Annotated in this window: 13 protein-coding genes; 2 read left to right on the forward strand and 11 right to left on the reverse strand. The window is 61.7% G+C overall.

Annotated elements, in window-relative coordinates:
* Nucleotides 1-71: 71 nt before the first annotated feature.
* Entirely contained in the window at nt 72-368 is a 297-nt protein-coding gene (locus tag AC6H34_RS03915) for a PRC-barrel domain containing protein (RefSeq protein ID WP_497537959.1), read from the reverse strand.
* Nucleotides 369-811: 443 nt separating this feature from the next.
* On the opposite strand from AC6H34_RS03915, the gene AC6H34_RS03920 reads away from it, so the two are divergent.
* Nucleotides 812-4324: an autotransporter outer membrane beta-barrel domain-containing protein gene (locus AC6H34_RS03920; protein ID WP_497537960.1), complete on the forward strand. Its 3513-nt coding sequence runs from the start codon at nt 812-814 to the stop codon at nt 4322-4324.
* Nucleotides 4325-4326: 2 nt separating this feature from the next.
* Here the strand turns inward: AC6H34_RS03920 and AC6H34_RS03925 are convergent, their stop codons facing one another.
* Complete coding sequence (locus AC6H34_RS03925; protein ID WP_497537961.1) at nt 4327-4803, reverse strand: hypothetical protein; 477 nt, start codon at nt 4801-4803, stop codon at nt 4327-4329.
* Here AC6H34_RS03925 and AC6H34_RS03930 point away from each other — a divergent pair.
* The gene (locus AC6H34_RS03930; protein WP_497537962.1) at nt 4802-6043 is read left to right on the forward strand and encodes a hypothetical protein; all 1242 of its coding nucleotides are present in this window, start codon (nt 4802-4804) and stop codon (nt 6041-6043) included. The two genes, AC6H34_RS03925 and AC6H34_RS03930, sit on opposite strands and share 2 nt — an antisense overlap.
* Nucleotides 6044-6468: 425 nt before the next feature.
* On the opposite strand, the gene AC6H34_RS03935 is transcribed toward AC6H34_RS03930, so the two are convergent.
* From AC6H34_RS03935 to glmS, 9 genes are all read right to left on the reverse strand, one after another.
* Nucleotides 6469-6870, reverse strand: coding sequence for a hypothetical protein (locus tag AC6H34_RS03935; protein WP_497537963.1), 402 nt, complete (start codon nt 6868-6870; stop codon nt 6469-6471).
* A gap of 223 nt (nt 6871-7093) precedes the next feature.
* Nucleotides 7094-8161: an endo alpha-1,4 polygalactosaminidase gene (locus tag AC6H34_RS03940; protein ID WP_497537964.1), complete on the reverse strand. Its 1068-nt coding sequence runs from the start codon at nt 8159-8161 to the stop codon at nt 7094-7096.
* Nucleotides 8162-8336: 175 nt separating this feature from the next.
* Nucleotides 8337-9371, reverse strand: a complete 1035-nt coding sequence (locus AC6H34_RS03945; RefSeq protein WP_497537965.1) for a tetratricopeptide repeat protein — start codon at nt 9369-9371, stop codon at nt 8337-8339.
* Between the two features lie 155 nt (nt 9372-9526).
* Nucleotides 9527-10528: an NAD-dependent epimerase/dehydratase family protein gene (locus tag AC6H34_RS03950; protein WP_497537966.1), complete on the reverse strand. Its 1002-nt coding sequence runs from the start codon at nt 10526-10528 to the stop codon at nt 9527-9529.
* Nucleotides 10529-10574: 46 nt separating this feature from the next.
* Nucleotides 10575-11414, reverse strand: coding sequence for a hypothetical protein (locus tag AC6H34_RS03955; protein ID WP_497537967.1), 840 nt, complete (start codon nt 11412-11414; stop codon nt 10575-10577).
* Between the two features lie 69 nt (nt 11415-11483).
* The gene (locus tag AC6H34_RS03960; RefSeq protein WP_497537968.1) at nt 11484-12734 is read right to left on the reverse strand and encodes a KpsE/RkpR family capsule polysaccharide export protein; all 1251 of its coding nucleotides are present in this window, start codon (nt 12732-12734) and stop codon (nt 11484-11486) included.
* The gene (locus AC6H34_RS03965; RefSeq protein WP_497537969.1) at nt 12634-13344 is read right to left on the reverse strand and encodes a P-loop NTPase family protein; all 711 of its coding nucleotides are present in this window, start codon (nt 13342-13344) and stop codon (nt 12634-12636) included. The genes AC6H34_RS03960 and AC6H34_RS03965 overlap by 101 nt, the downstream gene beginning before the upstream one ends.
* A gap of 5 nt (nt 13345-13349) precedes the next feature.
* Nucleotides 13350-14660 carry an ABC transporter permease gene (locus AC6H34_RS03970; protein WP_497537970.1) on the reverse strand — a complete coding sequence of 437 codons (1311 nt, stop codon included), beginning with the start codon at nt 14658-14660 and terminating at the stop codon, nt 13350-13352.
* A gap of 167 nt (nt 14661-14827) precedes the next feature.
* Complete coding sequence (gene glmS, locus AC6H34_RS03975) at nt 14828-16654, reverse strand: glutamine--fructose-6-phosphate transaminase (isomerizing) (RefSeq protein WP_497537971.1); 1827 nt, start codon at nt 16652-16654, stop codon at nt 14828-14830.
* Between the last annotated feature and the right edge of the window lie 144 nt (nt 16655-16798).

Raw genomic sequence — 16798 nt, forward strand, 5'->3', positions numbered from 1 at the left:
GCAGAACGCAAAGACGCGTCTAAAAACAAAGAGTTAGAGAAAATCGACGTTCTACCTAAACGCGCTTTGCTCTAGTCGCGGTGCTCGGGCATCGCCTTCAGCTGATCCTTCCGCCAATTGGTGACGGCATGAACCTCACCGTCTTCATCGCGCATGAAGTCGAGATCGGCAGCCCTCAACGCCACAGGCTTTGCTCCAAGGCCGAGAAAGCCCCCGACATCAATGATGACCATCGAATCAGCTCCCTCCCCGTGGACATGGGATACCGTGCCGATGTTCTCGTCGCCGGGCCCATAGACGGTCGCCCCGTCAAGGATGCCGGGCGCAAGTTCGTCGCTCATAAGCCTGATGTGGTTGTCATGGTCCATTGTGACCTCCTCAAGGTAGTAGATATTTCTAACCACCGAGCGCCTTGGACGTTCCGGATCGTCGCGCTGATTCATCGAGACGAGAGCTTCCCTCGAAATGCGCGGCAACTCCCAGCCTGGCGGCACAGATACCGCCCTCTTCCCAGGGGCACGGCCCGTAAGCGAAGTGTAGAAAGGGAGAATCAGGTGTCGGCAACGGTGCAATCCCGCTGGAAATTCTGGTACCACTTTCGTATTAAGATCAGGCTGGCAGCCGATTGGCGCGGAATCGAGCTACGAGGTGCTACGGGGGACGTGTGCGACGTTTGGATCATTCTCCGCTAGCAGCCTTGGTTGCGATTGCTTTACTCGGCACTCTCGTCTCTGTACCTGCGCAGGCTCAGTCGTGGACAGGCGCCACCGACACCGATTGGGCCACTTCGTCCAATTGGACAACCGGGACCGTGCCGACGGCCGGTGCAACCGTCTCCATCGACACCATCCAGCCAAATGGCACCGTCCTTGGCGTAACGGGGGCGGCTCTTCCCATTGACTTGTCATCCCTCCTGGTCGGCGACAACGGGACTGGTACGCTCACGATCCAGAATGGAAGCACGCTCTCTCTGTCGCAGATCGGCACGATCGGAAATGGAGCGGGTTCGAACGGAACGGTGACCGTTGCCGGTGCCGATTCAGACCTTGATGCTCAGGCCGGTCTCTCCGTCGGCAGCGGCGGCACGGGCGCATTGGTCGTAAAGAGCGGGGCTACGGTCGAGGTCGGTGGTGTTCTGACCGCCGGGGCACAGGCGACTTCCACCGGCAATGTCACCGTCGACGGCGCCGGCTCCTCCCTCTCGATCACGACGTCCATTCTAGTCGGAGACCTTGGCGCCGGCTCTCTGACCATCGATAACGGCGGCACGGTCATCATCGGCGCCGATGGCGTCGTCGCCAATGGCGCCGGCGCCATCGGTGTGGTCAGCGTCGCCGGCGAAGGGTCCACATGGACAATAGGCGGCGACCTCACGGTCGGCAACGATAGCGGTGCCTCGGGACAGGTTGGTGTCAGCGCCGGGGGAACGGCGACGATCGACGGCGCGCTGAATATCGCCACGGCCGCCGATTCCTCCGGAAGCGTAACGGTCAGGGGCAGCGGCTCGACGCTTTCCGTGCAGGGCCAGATGGCAGTCGGCGTAGCGGGAACCGGTTCTCTTACCGTGGAAACGGGGGGGCAGGTGGACGTGGCGGAGGGCGTCACCGTGGGCGGCGCCCTTGGAAATGGCGTCCTGACAGTGGACGGCAACGGCTCGCAATTTCATAGCGGCGGAGCCCTGGTGATCGGGAGTGAGGGGACCGGCAGCCTCCTCGTCACCAATGGCGGCACCGTCGGCGCAGACAGCGAAATCACCATCGCCGATCATGGCGGCGGCTCCGCCGTCGTGAGCGAGGCGGGCTCGACGCTCACCACGGCAAACCTGAATATCGGCGGCGATGCCACCGGGACCCTGACGATCGAAAGCGGCGGCAAGGCAGTCGCGACCGAAGGTGTCACCCTGGGTGTCGGCGCTGGTGGCGATGGCTCGGTGACGGTGACCGGCGAAGGCTCGTCCCTCACCTCCGATGGCTCGATCGTGGTGGGACAGGCCGGCTCAGGCAACCTTGCCATCGCCGGTGCGGGAACGGTGGACAGCGCGGGCGGCGTGATCGGAAGCGTTGCCGGCGGGAGCGGTTCGGTCACGATCAGCGGAACCGGTTCGATCTGGACTGACACGGGGACAATGGTGATCGGTGGTGCCGGAAGCGGTACGGTGGACATAGTCCAGGGCGCCACCCTCAGGAGTGCAGGCAGCACACTCGGAGATGGGGCGAGCGGCGTCGGTTCAGTGCAGGTCTCGGGCGCGGGCTCGACGTGGACGGCCGGCGGCGCCATCATCGTCGGCAATCAAGGCACCGGCTCGCTCAACATCACCAACGCGGGCGTGGTGATCGCGAGCGGCGGCACGATCCTCGCGGCACAATCGGGCAGTTCCGGCACGCTCAACTTGACGAGCCTGGGAGAGTTGCAGACCCTGGCCCTGACGGGGGGAAGCGGAAACGCCCAGGCCAATTTCGACATGGGCACGCTGACGGCCCTTGCAGACAATGCCGCATTCATATCTGGTTTCACCGGGACGCAGCTCGATATCCAGGCAGGGACCCTGACCATCGACAATGCGGGCTTCCGGATTACGGCCTCGAGTCCCCTCAGCGGCAGCGGCGGTCTGGTCAGCGAAGGCAGGGGCGTTCTGATCACGACCGCCGATAATACCTATAGCGGCGGCACCATTGTGGCATCGGGTACGCTGGCTGTCGGTGATGCCGCTCATGCGGACGCAGCCTTGAGCGGCGGCGGTGACATAGACGTTGCGCGGGGGGCGACTCTCGGCGGCTACGGCAGCGTCACCGGGACGGTGAACAACGACGGGACCATCGCCGTCGCAGACGCCATCAGCGCGTTCGGTGGCGATGCCAAGGGGTCGTTCATCGTCAACGGCACGCTCGTGAACAACAATATCGCGCTGGTGGCTGGTACCGGCGTCGGCAATACGCTCAGTGTCGGCTCCTATGTCGGTGGCAGTTCCAGCATCGTGGTGCTCAATACCTATCTGGGCGCGGATGGCTCCGCCTCGGACCTGCTGGTTATCGATGGAGGAACGGCTACCGGCCATTCCGGCTTGGCAATCAGGAATGTCGGCGGTCCGGGTGCGATCACCACTGGCAACGGCATTCTTGTCATCGACACCATCAATGGCGCTACGACTGCTTCGGACGCCTTTTCGCTGGCGTCTGTCGTTGCCGCAGGTGCCTATGAGTACAACCTTTTTCATGGTGGCGTCGGCGAAGATGCCGGCAGCCAGGATTGGTATCTACGCTCGGTTGGCCTGAACGCCTCGGCCCAGACGGCAGTGGCCTATCCGGATACGCTCGGCAACTTCGCCCGCGCCATCATGCCTGCGTTTCAGCAACGCAACAGCAACCGTGTCTCACCGGAATGCCTCTCTGCGGCGATCCGCCGACAAGGAGAAGAAAGCTGGCCGATCGAGTGCGGAACAGGACGCGAGCAAGGCCTGTCGCCATCGGGTGAACCGATCCTGCAGGGTGCCGGCGCCTGGGGCCGCATGGGCGGTCAATATGCCGCCTACGATCCCAAACAGGGCAGTCCGTATCGGCAATGGCTGGGCTTCATGCAGGCTGGCTATGAAGGAACCGCCTTTGAGAACGGCGACGGGCTTGCCAGGCTTGGCGTCTACGCGACCATCGGCACCTCGAAGGCCATTGTCGATCTGACGCGCGATCCGGTAACGGGAAGTGCCCGCAGCGGCAGGCTCGTTACAACCGGTTACGGCATTGGCGCGGATGCGACCTGGCTCGGCAATAATGGCGTCTATGCCGATCTAGTCGGTCAGTTCACTTGGTTCGACAGCGATCTCAGCAACAAGCGCCACGGCAACAATGAAGGGTGGTCCGCGGCAGCAAGCCTCGAGATAGGCAAGCGCTTCACCCTGGCAGGTGGCTGGGTCCTCGTGCCGCGGGCCCGACTTGTCTACACCGATGTGCATTTCGACCGCTTCATGGACATCTATGGCTCGTCAATCCGGCTGGATCGCGGGGATAACCTCTACGGTGAAGCGGGACTGCGACTGGAAAGGCTCGGCGGTTGGCAGGACAGCGGCGGCCGAACGCGAAGCCTGCTCGTCTACGGCACCGCCAGCCTCGACTATGCCTTCTTGAGCGGCACAAGAGTTGATGTGGGTACGACGCCCCTTGCACAGCAGAACCAGAAGCTGTGGGGCGAGATCGGCATCGGCGGCTACTATGGCTGGAATGCCTCATGGAGCGTTTATGGCGAGGCCGACCTTGCCTTCGCGCTACAGCGGCATGCGACGGGCAACAACTATGCCGTTCGCGGGTTGGCCGGCCTTCGCCACACTTGGTGACATCAATTGAAATCGAAACCATTGAACTGGCGGATGGCCAGCGGGGAGATGATCATGAAGACACCGCGCATCCCCTTCAGCATCGCCGCGGTTCTGCTCCTCTCGATGTCGCCCAGCCACGCAGCCGACAAGCCCTCCCCGCCTTCGCAGGATTCTTCAATCGTCCCTGTCACGCCCCTCCCAGCCTCCCCCGACGCGTTACGGATTGGAGCGGCGGCGACGCCGCTGCCCTCGGACTCGGCGGTCCTTCCGCTGGCTCCCAGTCCGGCGCCGGCGGCCATCCCCAACTTGGCGGATAAGCCCTCGAACGGACTCGCCATACCGGCTCCCCGGGCGGATTCGACGGTGCTTCCACTGGCGCCGGCATCGGGGCCGATCTCGGATACGCCCGGGCCATCATCGATCCAGCCGGCGGCGGCCACCGGCGGATCAGCCTTCCCTCCGGATTCGGCGATCCTTCCGCTGGCCCCGACGTCCATGCAGCCAGCCACGCCCGGCTCCAGTCGCCCGCAACTGGCCGATCCCATCATGCCAGGCGGCCAGCCGGCGCCCCCCTCCGATTCAGCAGTACTTCCGCTACCCGCCGTACCATCGAGCGCTGCACCAACTCCCGTCCCGCCGCCCGTCGCAGACGCGGGGACGACAAGTGCCTATGTACGCAAACGGATCATCGAAGCCTCGAACGGCGGACAATACGAAACGGTGGTAACCCTCGCGGCGGCGGCACCGGGCCTGCTGACCTGCGGCGACGCGGAGATCCTCTGGCGGCTGGCGGAGGCTTTCCGACAGACGCAACGCCGCGACAGAACCCAGGACGTCTATCGCTACATCCTCACGAAATGCACCGATCCCGGCATTCGACTTGCCACCATGCAGAAAGCCGTGGAATCACTCACGCGCTCCGAATTGGATTCTCTTCTGGTGCTCGGAAACGGGGGAACCGATGGCGACGAGTTTCGAGCCATCCGAGAGGGACTTGCCCGCAACAGCGTGGCTGCCGCATCCGCCAATCGGGAAATTGCTGTTGCCCCCAATGACATCCGACTGCTGCAGCAGATGGCGGACGCCGCCACCTCGGTTTCCGATCCCTTGCTGCTGGGGCAATATTTCCTCGACCGCGATGATGCCCGGCAGGCGGAACACTGGTATCGCCTCTCCTATGACCGGCAGGCCTCAGTCCTGTCTGCAGGAGGTCTAGCATCGGCACTCCTTGCACTTGAGCGCCCGGCGGACGCAGAGGCCGTGCTGGCTCCCTGGCAGAACACCGACGAGCAGACGCGCAAGGCCTATCTGGCGGCAGTGTCGGAGCTCCTCGGCGTCAGGCCGCCTCCCGTCTTGGCACCCGACGTGCTGACCCGTATGGCAACCGCCGTGGCCACGGGGCGCGATGTCTCGTCCGCGCAGCAATTCGGCTGGTACGCGCATGCGCTCAAGCAGGACGTTACGGCATTGCGCTGGTTCGCCACGGCACTCGACTGGGCCCCGGAAGAGGAGGCCTCCGCCTATGGCTTCGCGGTGGCGAGCCGCTCCCTGGGCCGCAGCGATGCCTTGCGGGACGTCGTCAAGGCATGGGGCAATCGATCGTCACGCATTCGAGCCATGGTGGATCCGGTGAATGCAAACAGTGGGGCGCAAAGCGGCAGCCAAGGCCAGCATGCAAGAGAGCGCGCGAGCGGGCGGCACCCTGCGACATCAGTAGTCCCGGCTCGAACGCCATGACGATCGAGGTACTGGCCGCGGCTGCCACGAACGAAAGGATGCGGGTCGATTTGAACGTCAAGCTGAACGAGGCGAGAATGCTCTCTCGCTTTAATTTCTGGAATACTGGATATAACTCATCGAAACCTGCGATTTAACATTTTAAAAAATGAAGTAATATTTTCATTTAACGCAACAATTAAAAACAAATATATCGCCATAATAAACATCTTAATATTACTGATAAAGTAAAATATCCTAATCCGTAAATTCATATTTATTAACTTATTAAAAATATTGTTTATCTATGTCTTAAATGACATAAAGATGAACAATAAACAGTCACAATATTGTGACACATAATTTATACATGCGACGGGGATTTCTTAAAATCGAAATACGGCACGAGTCATTCCCATTCGTAAGTCGAAACGTAAGAAAATTCTTCATATATTGGAATCGGTCCAAGATCGAATTGGATATATTGTGTTGAAAAAATCCAGAGAATCGTCTTGTTTCCCTTGAGCTTGAATATATTGAACACTATGATTGCACAAATGCTTCTCCACCCGGGAAATGTTTCTGTAAAATTCCGATTTCAAACACATTGCCATCATTGCAACTACTGGAGGCCGTGCCTCCGCGGTGCGGCCGCTCAAATCAACAAAATGGAAGATCGGATGGTACGCGACATTGCCGTTGAAACTGCTCCCAGCCAGGACGGCCTTGTTGTTGCCCGAGCGGGAAAGCCGGCGGCGACTATTGAGATCCATATCGTTCGACGGTCGTGGGCTTGATGACCAGGAGCCGCTCCATTGCGTGTCGTCGCCTGGCTTCTCTGCTGACATGCCTCCTCGCCTTCAGCGCAGCGAAGGCATCCGGCGAGGAAACGGACAGACCGCCGCAGACCGAGACACCGCCCAAGTCTCTCACGGACAAGAGAAAGCCCGACCGCGGAATCGGTGGAACCGGTGTGGTTACCGTCCTTAGCGATGCCGAAGGCATTTCGGTCAAGGTTATTCATTGTCCCTACCTGTGATTTTCCTGTGCCCGACGCCGTCGGCGGCAGGGCTATCGACTGCCGCTCTTCAGCAGTACCAGCCCGGAGCGGGGCTTGAGCGTAAGCTGGCCGCTTACAGGCTGCCCGGAGAGATCGCGCCAGGTTCCCGGGGGCGCATCAACCGTTACGGGCTCCCGCGACGAGATATTGACGGCCGCGTACCCACGCTCGAACGAACGCGACAGGAGTGTGCCGGCCGCCTGTGCAGCCTCTACCGGTTTCCCGACCGGGGGATCGAGGCGCGGATTTTCGACCCACTTTCCGGTTTCCTTCTGGGGTAAGACGGCCAGGTAGCTCTGATCGGTCCGGTTCACCAGAAAGCTGGCTATGATCCACGACAATTCGTCGTTGTCGGGAAAGGAGGAGAAGGATGCACAAGTGTAGTTGATCGAGACATAGGCCTTGTCGCCCCTTTCTTCGATCAGGTTCCGTTTGAATTTCCAAGCATCGTCCACAACCTTGCGCCGACAACTATCGCTGAAACCGCCTTCGTCGACCCAGATATCCGCGATTTCGATGAGTGCCCGCGTCTCGTCGCGCTGGAGAGGATCTATCTTCGCGTTCAGAGCGATAAGGCCGCCGCGGCTATGAATTTCATTTGCCAGCCATCGAATATAGTCGAGCTTCTGTTGAGCATAGGCCGCATCCCGGGCTTTGCCGGAGAACTGCTGGACCCATTGACCGTCGCGCCACACCCCGCAGCGCTTGTCGGTGTTCACCACGGCCACATTGTCGAAGGCGATGGCTCGATAGCCACGAGCCAGCGCGGGCTCGATATAGGTCTTCAGCAGATACTGACGGACCTCGGAGTTGCTCGTATCCAGCGGCGCGTAGGCGCCCCAGGAATAGATATAGCCGTAGGAGGGTGTCTTCCGATCACACTCATAGGTCATCCAGCTAGGATGGTTCTTCTGGAACCATTCAGCCGTGTGGGTCCGATCGAGGTCCCGTTGATTGGGATAGTAGAAACTGTCGATGATCGTGCGCGACTTCAGCGGGGCGACCGCCCCCCATACGAAGCCGACATTGGGTAAGGCCGCCGGGTTCGCCATTCGCCCGTTGAATATCTGGGCACGCACGATCCCGTCGGCAACTTCCGACGTCCGTGGCGCATCCCGACCGAAGGCGCCGGATGCATGGAACAGCAGGGCCGCGCATGCGACCCTTAAGCCAATTCGGTTCCGTGTCATGAGTCGTCCTTTCGTGGATCTGCGCTCGACTGCAGGAGCGCGGGCGGTCCCCTCCCCCGCGAAGCTATTGACGGTTCGGCAAGAGCTGGCTCAGCAGAGCCAGTGCCGTCGTTTCCTCATGGTGCAGTGCCAGCGCGTCGAAGCATGCGCCGATTGCTCCTTCCAGATCGTGGCTCGCCCGACATGCGCGGGCGAGCTGAACATAATCGTCGGCCGTCGCATTGCCCTTCTGGGCCGCGGACCTGAGCAGGGCTACGGCGGCGGCATAGAATCTGCCCGCGATCAAGGCGCGCGCATGAAGGCTTCGGGCCCCCGCGTCGTCCGGGTAGTCAGCGAAGAGACCCGTCGTCTGTTCGAGCCCGTCGGCGCTTCTGTTGACCAGCGACCTGCGCACATGGGAAAGCCGGCGTGTCCGGATCCGGTCAGACAGGTCCTGCATGGACTCCGATGCATCGAGGAGAAGTGCAAGGCGAACCCAGTCGTGGGCTTGCTCCAGTTGCTCCTCGCGAAAACACTTCTTGCCTCGAATGACGATGTCTCGCAGCAGCGCGCCGGCGGCCGCCTGGCGGCTCGGCGGCTCGGCGAGATGCGACAGATGCGCTGCGAGCGAGGGCACGTCGTCGCTGGCGAGCAACAGGCGGCAGAGATCAATCCTCAGAACCGTGTTGTCTGGATCGAGCGCAAGAGCCGCGTCGAAGGCCGCAATCCTCTGCTCGCCGTCCAGCTGCTTGCGGGACGCCATATGGCGAAGCAGCACCCCGATCCGTTGGAGAAGTTCAGGGTCGCAATCGGCAATCCGCGCTGGATCGACGAGCAGCACGCGGGCGGCGGCGAGGACTTCGCCGCTGCGCAGGAGCGCCCGTATTCCCGTCGCGGCATCCGGCGCCGATGAAGAAAGCAACTCCGTCAGTGCCGAGACTGTTGCCTCGATATCACCGGTACCGAGAGTGCTTCGTGCGAGGTAGCGCAAAGCCACGCTGTCCATTGGCTCAAGCTTCAAGGCCGCGCGCGCCTCCTCGGCCGCCTCGGCAAAGCGCTCGAGCTTGTAGAGCGCCACGCTGGCTCGTGTGTGCGCCTCGGCCGGAGTTGTTACAGTCATGACAGCCCGCCTCTTCATATTGAATTCCGACCCACCCCCTGCCTCCCCGACATGACGGGAAAGCAGGCATCGGATCTCGATGTGTCAGGCCCGGATCCCAAAGGAGATCTGCACTCCCGTCGTGGGACGGCGGCCTTGGAGAAACCTTCGGATCGCTAGACCTGATAGTAGGAACGGTACCAGTCGACGAAGTTCCTCACTCCGACATCGATCGGCGTCGTGGGCTTGTAGGCGACCAGTTGCTCGAGAAGGTCCGCGCAAGCGAAAGTGGCCGGGACATCACCCTTCTGCATGTCGAGGAAGCGTTTCTTGACCGGCATGCCGAGGCACTTCTCGACCGCGTCGACATAGTCGAGCAGACCGACCGGCTGGCCGCCGCCGATATTGACGACACGATAGGGAGCAGCGGGAGAGAGCGAGTCTATCTCGCTCACCGGCTGCCCCTCCACCGGCGCGCATTTCACCAGCCGGACGATGGACTCCACCAGGTCGTCGACATAGGTGAAATCCCGCTGCATCTTGCCCTGCCCATAGACATCGATCGGCTCGCCCGCGAGCGTGGCCTTCACGAATTTGAAGAGCGCCATGTCCGGCCGGCCCCACGGGCCATAGACCGTGAAGAAACGAAACGCCGTCGTGGGGATCTTCCAGAGATGCGCATAGGAATGCGCCATATCCTCCGTGGCCTTCTTGGTTGCGGCATAGAGCGTGAGAGGGTGGTCGGTGCGTTCGACTTCCCGAAACGGCATATGCACGTTGGCGCCATAGACGGAACTGGTCGAGGCAAGGAGGAAATGACCAACTTCCAGGGTCCTGGCGACTTCCATGACATTGAAAGTCCCCACCAGGTTGGCGTCGACATAGGCCCGGGGGTTCTCCAGGCTGTAGCGGACGCCGGCCTGGGCGGCCAGATGGATGATTACATCCGGCTCTTCCTCCGCGGCGACCCGCTGAAGGGACTCGAAGTCCTCCAACATGAAAATGTGTTCGCGGAAGGCGTTCGTCCTGCCGAGCAGAGCGTGCCTGGCACGCTTCAGCGTGACGTCATAGTAGGACGTCATGCCGTCCACGCCGGCAACGAAATGCCCGTCGGCTATGAGGCGTCGAGCCAGATGAAAGCCGATGAAGCCAGCCGTGCCGGTAATAATGAAACGCATATGACTCTTGTCCTTCCTTGTTCAATGCAGCGTCATGGGCGGTCTGTCAGGCCGCCATGCCCGCGGGCGAGGCTGCATTGGGTTTGATGATGCGATTGAGCAGGTACCAGCCGTAGATCTGCTCAAAGCCGGGATCGTAGTGGTCCAGGTCCGCGCCCCGTCGTTCGAGCGCCCGCGTGCGCCCGACCTGTTGGATCAGCCCGCTCGGTTCGAAGGCGGGAATGTCGAGTTCCTGCGCCGTCTCCTTGACGCGGAGGATGAAGGCTTCGCGGCTTTTCAGGATCCTGCCGTCCTGAAGCGGCAGGCCGACATGCGTCACGATCGCCATGGGCTTGCCCCAAAGCCGCTTCAGCTGGGCAAGATCCTCGTGCAGCGCCGCCTTATCGGCCGTCTGGCACCGCGTGTCGCGCAAAATCGCAGCATCCGCCTTGCCGAAGCCGGCCTCCGCGAATTGCTCGGACGTCACAAGGCCGTCGACGGTTGCCGGTGATGCGCTCCCCTTGGTGACGAGTTCTCTCCACCAGGTCCTGCCGCCATCGCCGAGAGGGCTGAGAAGATGGCGGTGCAGGTAGTTCAACTGGAGATATAGGCCCTGGCATACGAGTTCCTTCTCCGAGGCAACCTCGACCAGGAGAAAGTCACACTTGCACAGCTCCTTCGCGGCATTTGCAGCGAGCCGCGGCGTGGTCACCGTCGAAAAGACATACTGGGCCATCTCATCGGGTACGTGGCATTCACCGCGGATCCAGAGCAGGCGTTGCACGGCCTCGCTGACGGAATGCAGATAGGCCCGCGAACCGCCATCCTGGTAACCGCATCGCCCCGTCGCAGCGATCTCTTCCATTGGCCGGTGGACACGGCAGGAGCCCAAGACGAGTATGTTCATCACTCTCAACCCCTTTCGGATCTGGACACGAAGACGTTCGGAATACGGGCGGATCGGCGTTCGCAGGCGCTATCGGAAGAAGGCATTTCTCGCCAGGCCTCCTATCACCGAGCCGAGAAACGCCAGCGCAAGGCCAATCAGCAGCGCGCCGCCGAGCGAAGCCAGCTTGCTGGGATAGGCCGGCACACTGTCCACCAGCGGCTGCGCGATCAGCGAGACATATCGCTGCTGGCTCATGATCGCGACTCGCGCCTGGTTGAGGGACTGGCGGGCGGATGCAAGGTTCGAATCGGCAAAGTCCTGCTCAATCTTCAGGCTCTCATAGCTGGTAAGTTGTCTGGCCACGGCGTCCGCGCCTCCGCCCAAGCGCTTGCGCGTATCCTCGATCTCCTTGCGCAGGCTCGTCACCAGTTGCTCTGCTCCCTTGCGCCGCGGATTGTTGGGGTCGCGCATCGCATTGATCTGGGCCAGATCGGTCTGTGCCGAGGCCAATTGGGCCTCCAGTTGCCCGACCAGCCCCGTCAGCATCGTTACATCGCCGGTCGGATCCACGTTGGCATTCTGGTTGCGCCAGTTTGCTATCGCCAACCGCGCCTCGCTTGCACGCTGTTCACCACGCGTCACCTCTTCCTGGGCGACCTTCAGCGCGTCGGCAAGCGCCCGGCGATTCATGCCGTTGGCGAATTCATCCGACAGCTCGATCAGCGCCTTGGAGATCTGAACGGCATCGTCCGGCGTAAAGGCCTGCACGTCCACCACCACGATCTGCTCGATCATGTTGTAGCGAACCGTGATGAGCGACTGATAGGCCTGGTACAGGCGATCCCTGCTGGGATTGGGCGGAACGCGAACCAGGAAATCCCCCCCATGCCGGGAAAGCATGCCGGAAAGGTCGATCTTCTGCTCAAGCTTCTCCATCGCTTCGCGAGACTGCAGGAAGTCCCGGACCGCATAGCCGTCGACAAAACCCGTGGCGGCCAGGCCGGATGAGCCAGGCGAGATCAGGCTGCCGATCGCCGTCGTAGGCTGGGTGTCGCCACCACGGATGGCGAAGCGCGACTCCGACACATAGAGAGGCGTGGCAAGGAAGAAGACGAAGATGGCCGTCACGACGAAGGGCAGAAAGGCCAGCGTGAGCACAAGCGCGGAAAGGCGCTTGCGCCTGCGCCTGGCCTGATACTGGTAGCGCAGGAAGGCGGCACTGTCGTCCGGGGCAATCTCACGGCTCGGAGAGCTGGTCGTCGACAGGGCTGTCGACTGAACCTCGTCCGGAGTCGTCGAAGGCGGGACGGAGAGGGAATTCTCTGAGGATTTCGTCAAGTTGGCTCTCTATTTCGATCTTGCCCCGATTGAGAACGAGCGCGGCATCGCAGAACTCGTTCGCCTCGGAGACTCTCACGGTCGAAAGAATAAGGGTTCGGCCCGATATGCGCTCTTCAAACAGGGCACGCCATAACAGGTTAAAACGGTCCTTCCGATACGGTAGCGTTCCATCTATCACGTATATATCGAACTGCGGGAGAAGGGTAATAATGTATCCAAATTCCTGTCTCGCAGTTACAATCCAATGTTCTATGAACTCATCCATAAATTCGGGAAGAGTCATCATTTCTTCAACGATGTACAGACAGAATTTGTAGTCTAGAGAATATATTCTGGCGATCAGCGCCACAATCTGTCGCCCAGTCAGTTTTCCCCTTATGAAGCCTGCGCGCCCTACCGGCCACGAACAGGCACCGAGTCTCCAGACGCGGCCGGCAGCAGGAGGACGCAGGCCGGCCAGCAGGTCGATCGCCGGCTTGCGCGCCAGCGGGTCGCGAGAAACAAGGGCATAGCGCCCAGGCGGAATGGCCAGGTTCACATCCAGTGCGAGTGGATACTGCATGCCCCCTATCAGGGGTGTATCGAACACATTCTCGAGAGCGATCATGCGGCTTACAAGGGTTGAATTTGAGGTCGGGCGTTTCGCTCTGCCAGGAATCCTGCTCCTAGAACCACGATGAGGCAGAGCCAGAAGTATGGAACGCTGGCGTCCGAAGAAGTGTAGCCAGGAAAGTAAGCGGACCGAAGCAACTGCATTCCATGGGCAGTCGGACACCAGAGAATCCACGGCTTGTATTCTTCCGGAAGCTGCTCCGTAACGAAAAAAACAGACGAAAATAGCTGAAGCGCCCGCTCGATAACGGAAGCCAGCCGCAGGAAAAACGGCCAGTAGACGGCGATTCCGCCGAAAACCAATCCCAATCCCAGCGCATAGAGCCACATGGCGAGAATATAAACGGCTACGCCGAATAGGTTGCTCGGCAGGCTCGTCATATTCACGGCCCTGCCGCACGTGAGAAGCACGACGAATACGACCGAAAATATCAGCAGGTAAAGAATTGCCTGCGTAAGGACGACATGTATCGGTCGCACCGAGGGGATATTGATGAATATCCTGTTGTAGACGAGCGCCGTACTTATACGAAAGATAACCTGCCGACACATGATCCACGTCGTGCTTCCCAGGAGCGCAAACGTGGGCACATCCATGTTCATGATGAACTGTGTCTGAAGAATGAAATAGATGAGAGAGATCAGCGTCAGCAGGACGGCCGGCTGGATCAGCAGCCATATGACTGCAAACCGGCTCTCGGAGGCGATCAGCTGGAATTGCACGATGAGAAGCGCTCGCACGACGCCGATGGCGGAAGGAGCGCTCGCTCCCTTCCGACCGGTTTCCCGCGTCGGGTCGGCAAGCCGCAGGCCGTTGTGCAGATGCGCGATCAGCTCCAGTTCCGCAGGCGAGGCGCGGGCCAGGAGATCACGCCCTTGCCCGGCAAGCCCTTGAGCCTCCCGGGCAAGGGCCGCTTCCTTCCTGGAAAGGCGGATGGCGCGAGCCTGCGCCAGCTTGCGGGCGGTTTCCCTGAGCCCCTCGGGGACATATGACTCGTCGAAGATATCGACGTCGGCCCTGATATCGTTTTCCAGAAGCCTGACGGTGGTTCGGAACAGACGATGGTGATAGTCGATTTCGTCGGGATCGGGTGCCTGATCGCCTTCGTCGAACAGCTCCCTTTGGGCTTTCTCGGCGCGCTCGTAGAGTTGCCGGCGCGTCTTGACGTTGCTGACCGCCAGTTCCTGCAATGCGCGGCGCAGGATGATGAAATAACTGTCCCAGGCCTGTTCCCAATGAGCAGACGACGATGTCATCGATCGAAGCCTTTCACGGCGATGGCGGCCGATATCGGCCGGCGCGCGCAGCAAGGCGGCGCCGGAGGAGGCTCTTCCAGGTCGCACTGCGCCTGCCGGCAGTGTCCGCCTGGAGGCGGCCCGGAGACGTCCATTCTTGATCTTGTGATCGGATTCATTTTTCGAAGCGAGCCTCTTCGATGAACCAGCGGTGACATGAATGTTGCGCGGGAGGTACTGCCCTATTCCACGGTGACGCTCTTTGCGAGGTTGCGGGGCTGGTCGACGTCGGTGCCGATGATGACGGCGGTGTGGTAGGCCAGGAGCTGGATGGGGATCGAGTAGACGATCGGGGTCAGCACGGCCGGCATTTCGGGCATGACGATGGTCTTGAGCGTGGCCATGGCGGCCGCCTCGGCGCCCTTCTGGTCGGTGATCAGGATGATGCGCCCGCCCCGCGCGGCTACTTCCTGCATGTTCGACACCGTCTTCTCGAAGAGGGCGTCGAAGGGGGCGATCACCACCACCGGCATGGTCTCGTCGATCAGCGCGATGGGTCCGTGCTTGAGCTCGCCCGCCGCGTAGCCCTCCGCATGGATGTAGCTGATCTCCTTGAGCTTGAGTGCCCCTTCGAGGGCCAGCGGATAGCTGGTGCCGCGGCCGAGATAGAGCACGTCCCGGACCTTGGCGAGATCGCGCGAGAAGCTCTCGATCTCGTGCTCCAGCCGCAGCGCCTCGGCCATCAGGCGCGGCGCCTCGATGAGGGCGTGCACCAGTTCGCTCTCCTGGGCCGCCGACAGCGTGCCGCGCGCCTTGCCCGCGCTGACGGCAAGCCCCGCCAGCGCCGCGAGCTGGCAGGTGAAGGCCTTGGTCGAGGCCACGCCGATCTCCGGGCCCGCCAGCGTGCGCACCACCATGCCGGCCTCGCGGGCGATGGTCGAGGTCGGCACGTTGACCACCGCCAGCGTGTGCTGGCCCTGCTCCTTGCAGTAGCGCAACGCCGCCAGCGTGTCGGCGGTCTCGCCCGACTGCGAGACGAAGATCGACAGTCCCCCCTTGTCCAGCGGCGCCTCGCGGTAGCGGAACTCGGAGGCGATGTCGACCTCGACCGGAAGGCGGGCATAGCGCTCGAACCAGTATTTGGCAATCATGCCGGCGAAGGAGGCCGTGCCGCAGGCCGAAATGGTGAGGCGGTCGAGGTCCTGCCAGTCGAAGGGCAGGTTCTCCGGCAGGCGGACGGTTTCCCCCACCATGTCGATGAAGGAGGTCAGCGTGTGCGAGACGACCTCCGGCTGCTCATGGATCTCCTTGGCCATGAAGTGGCGGTGGTTGCCTTTGTCGACCAGGGTGGCGGAGGCCTGCGACTTCTGGATCGTGCGGTGCACGCGCCTGAAGTCGGCGTCGTAGATGGTGGCCGAACCGCGGGTCAGGGCGACGCTGTCGCCATCCTCGAGATAGGCGATCGTGCTGGTGAAGGGGGCGAGCGCGATGGCGTCCGAGCCCAGGAACATCTCTCCCTCGCCATAGCCGATGGCCAGGGGCGAGCCCAGCCGGGCGCCGACGAGCAGGTCCTCCTCGCCCGAGAACAGGAAGCCGAGCGAAAAGGCACCGCGCAGGCGCCGCAGGCAGGCGTGCACCGCCTCGATCGGCTTCTTGTCGCGATTGAACTCACGGGTGACGAGATGGGCGACCACTTCGGTATCCGTCTCGCTCTGGAAGCGCGCGCCCTCGGCGATCAGTTCCTCGCGCAGCTCGCGGAAGTTCTCGATGATGCCGTTGTGCACCACCGCCACCTTGTCGGTGGCGTGCGGATGGGCGTTGCCCTCCGTCGGCCTGCCATGGGTGGCCCAGCGCGTGTGCCCGATGCCGATCGAGCCCGCAAGCCGATTTCGATCGAGCACGTTCTCCAGGTTGCGCAGCTTGCCCTCGGCGCGGCGGCGGGCGATGGCCCCGCCTTCGAGCGTGGCGATGCCGGCGGAATCATAGCCGCGATATTCGAGCCGCCGCAACGCATCCACCAGTGGGAGTGCAATCGCCTCTTTCCCGAGAATACCGACAATGCCGCACATATACCCGTACCTTCTACCCTTCGAACAGCGATGATCGCGAGGGTCGCAGGTCCCTGGCCACCACGCCGAATTCCATTGCCTATCCAACCGAAGCAGCACCTGACAGCACCAACGCCGAGGTTGTCGGTTGACAGCGCATAGTGG

The organism is Labrys sp. ALF-8 (assembly GCF_059699065.1).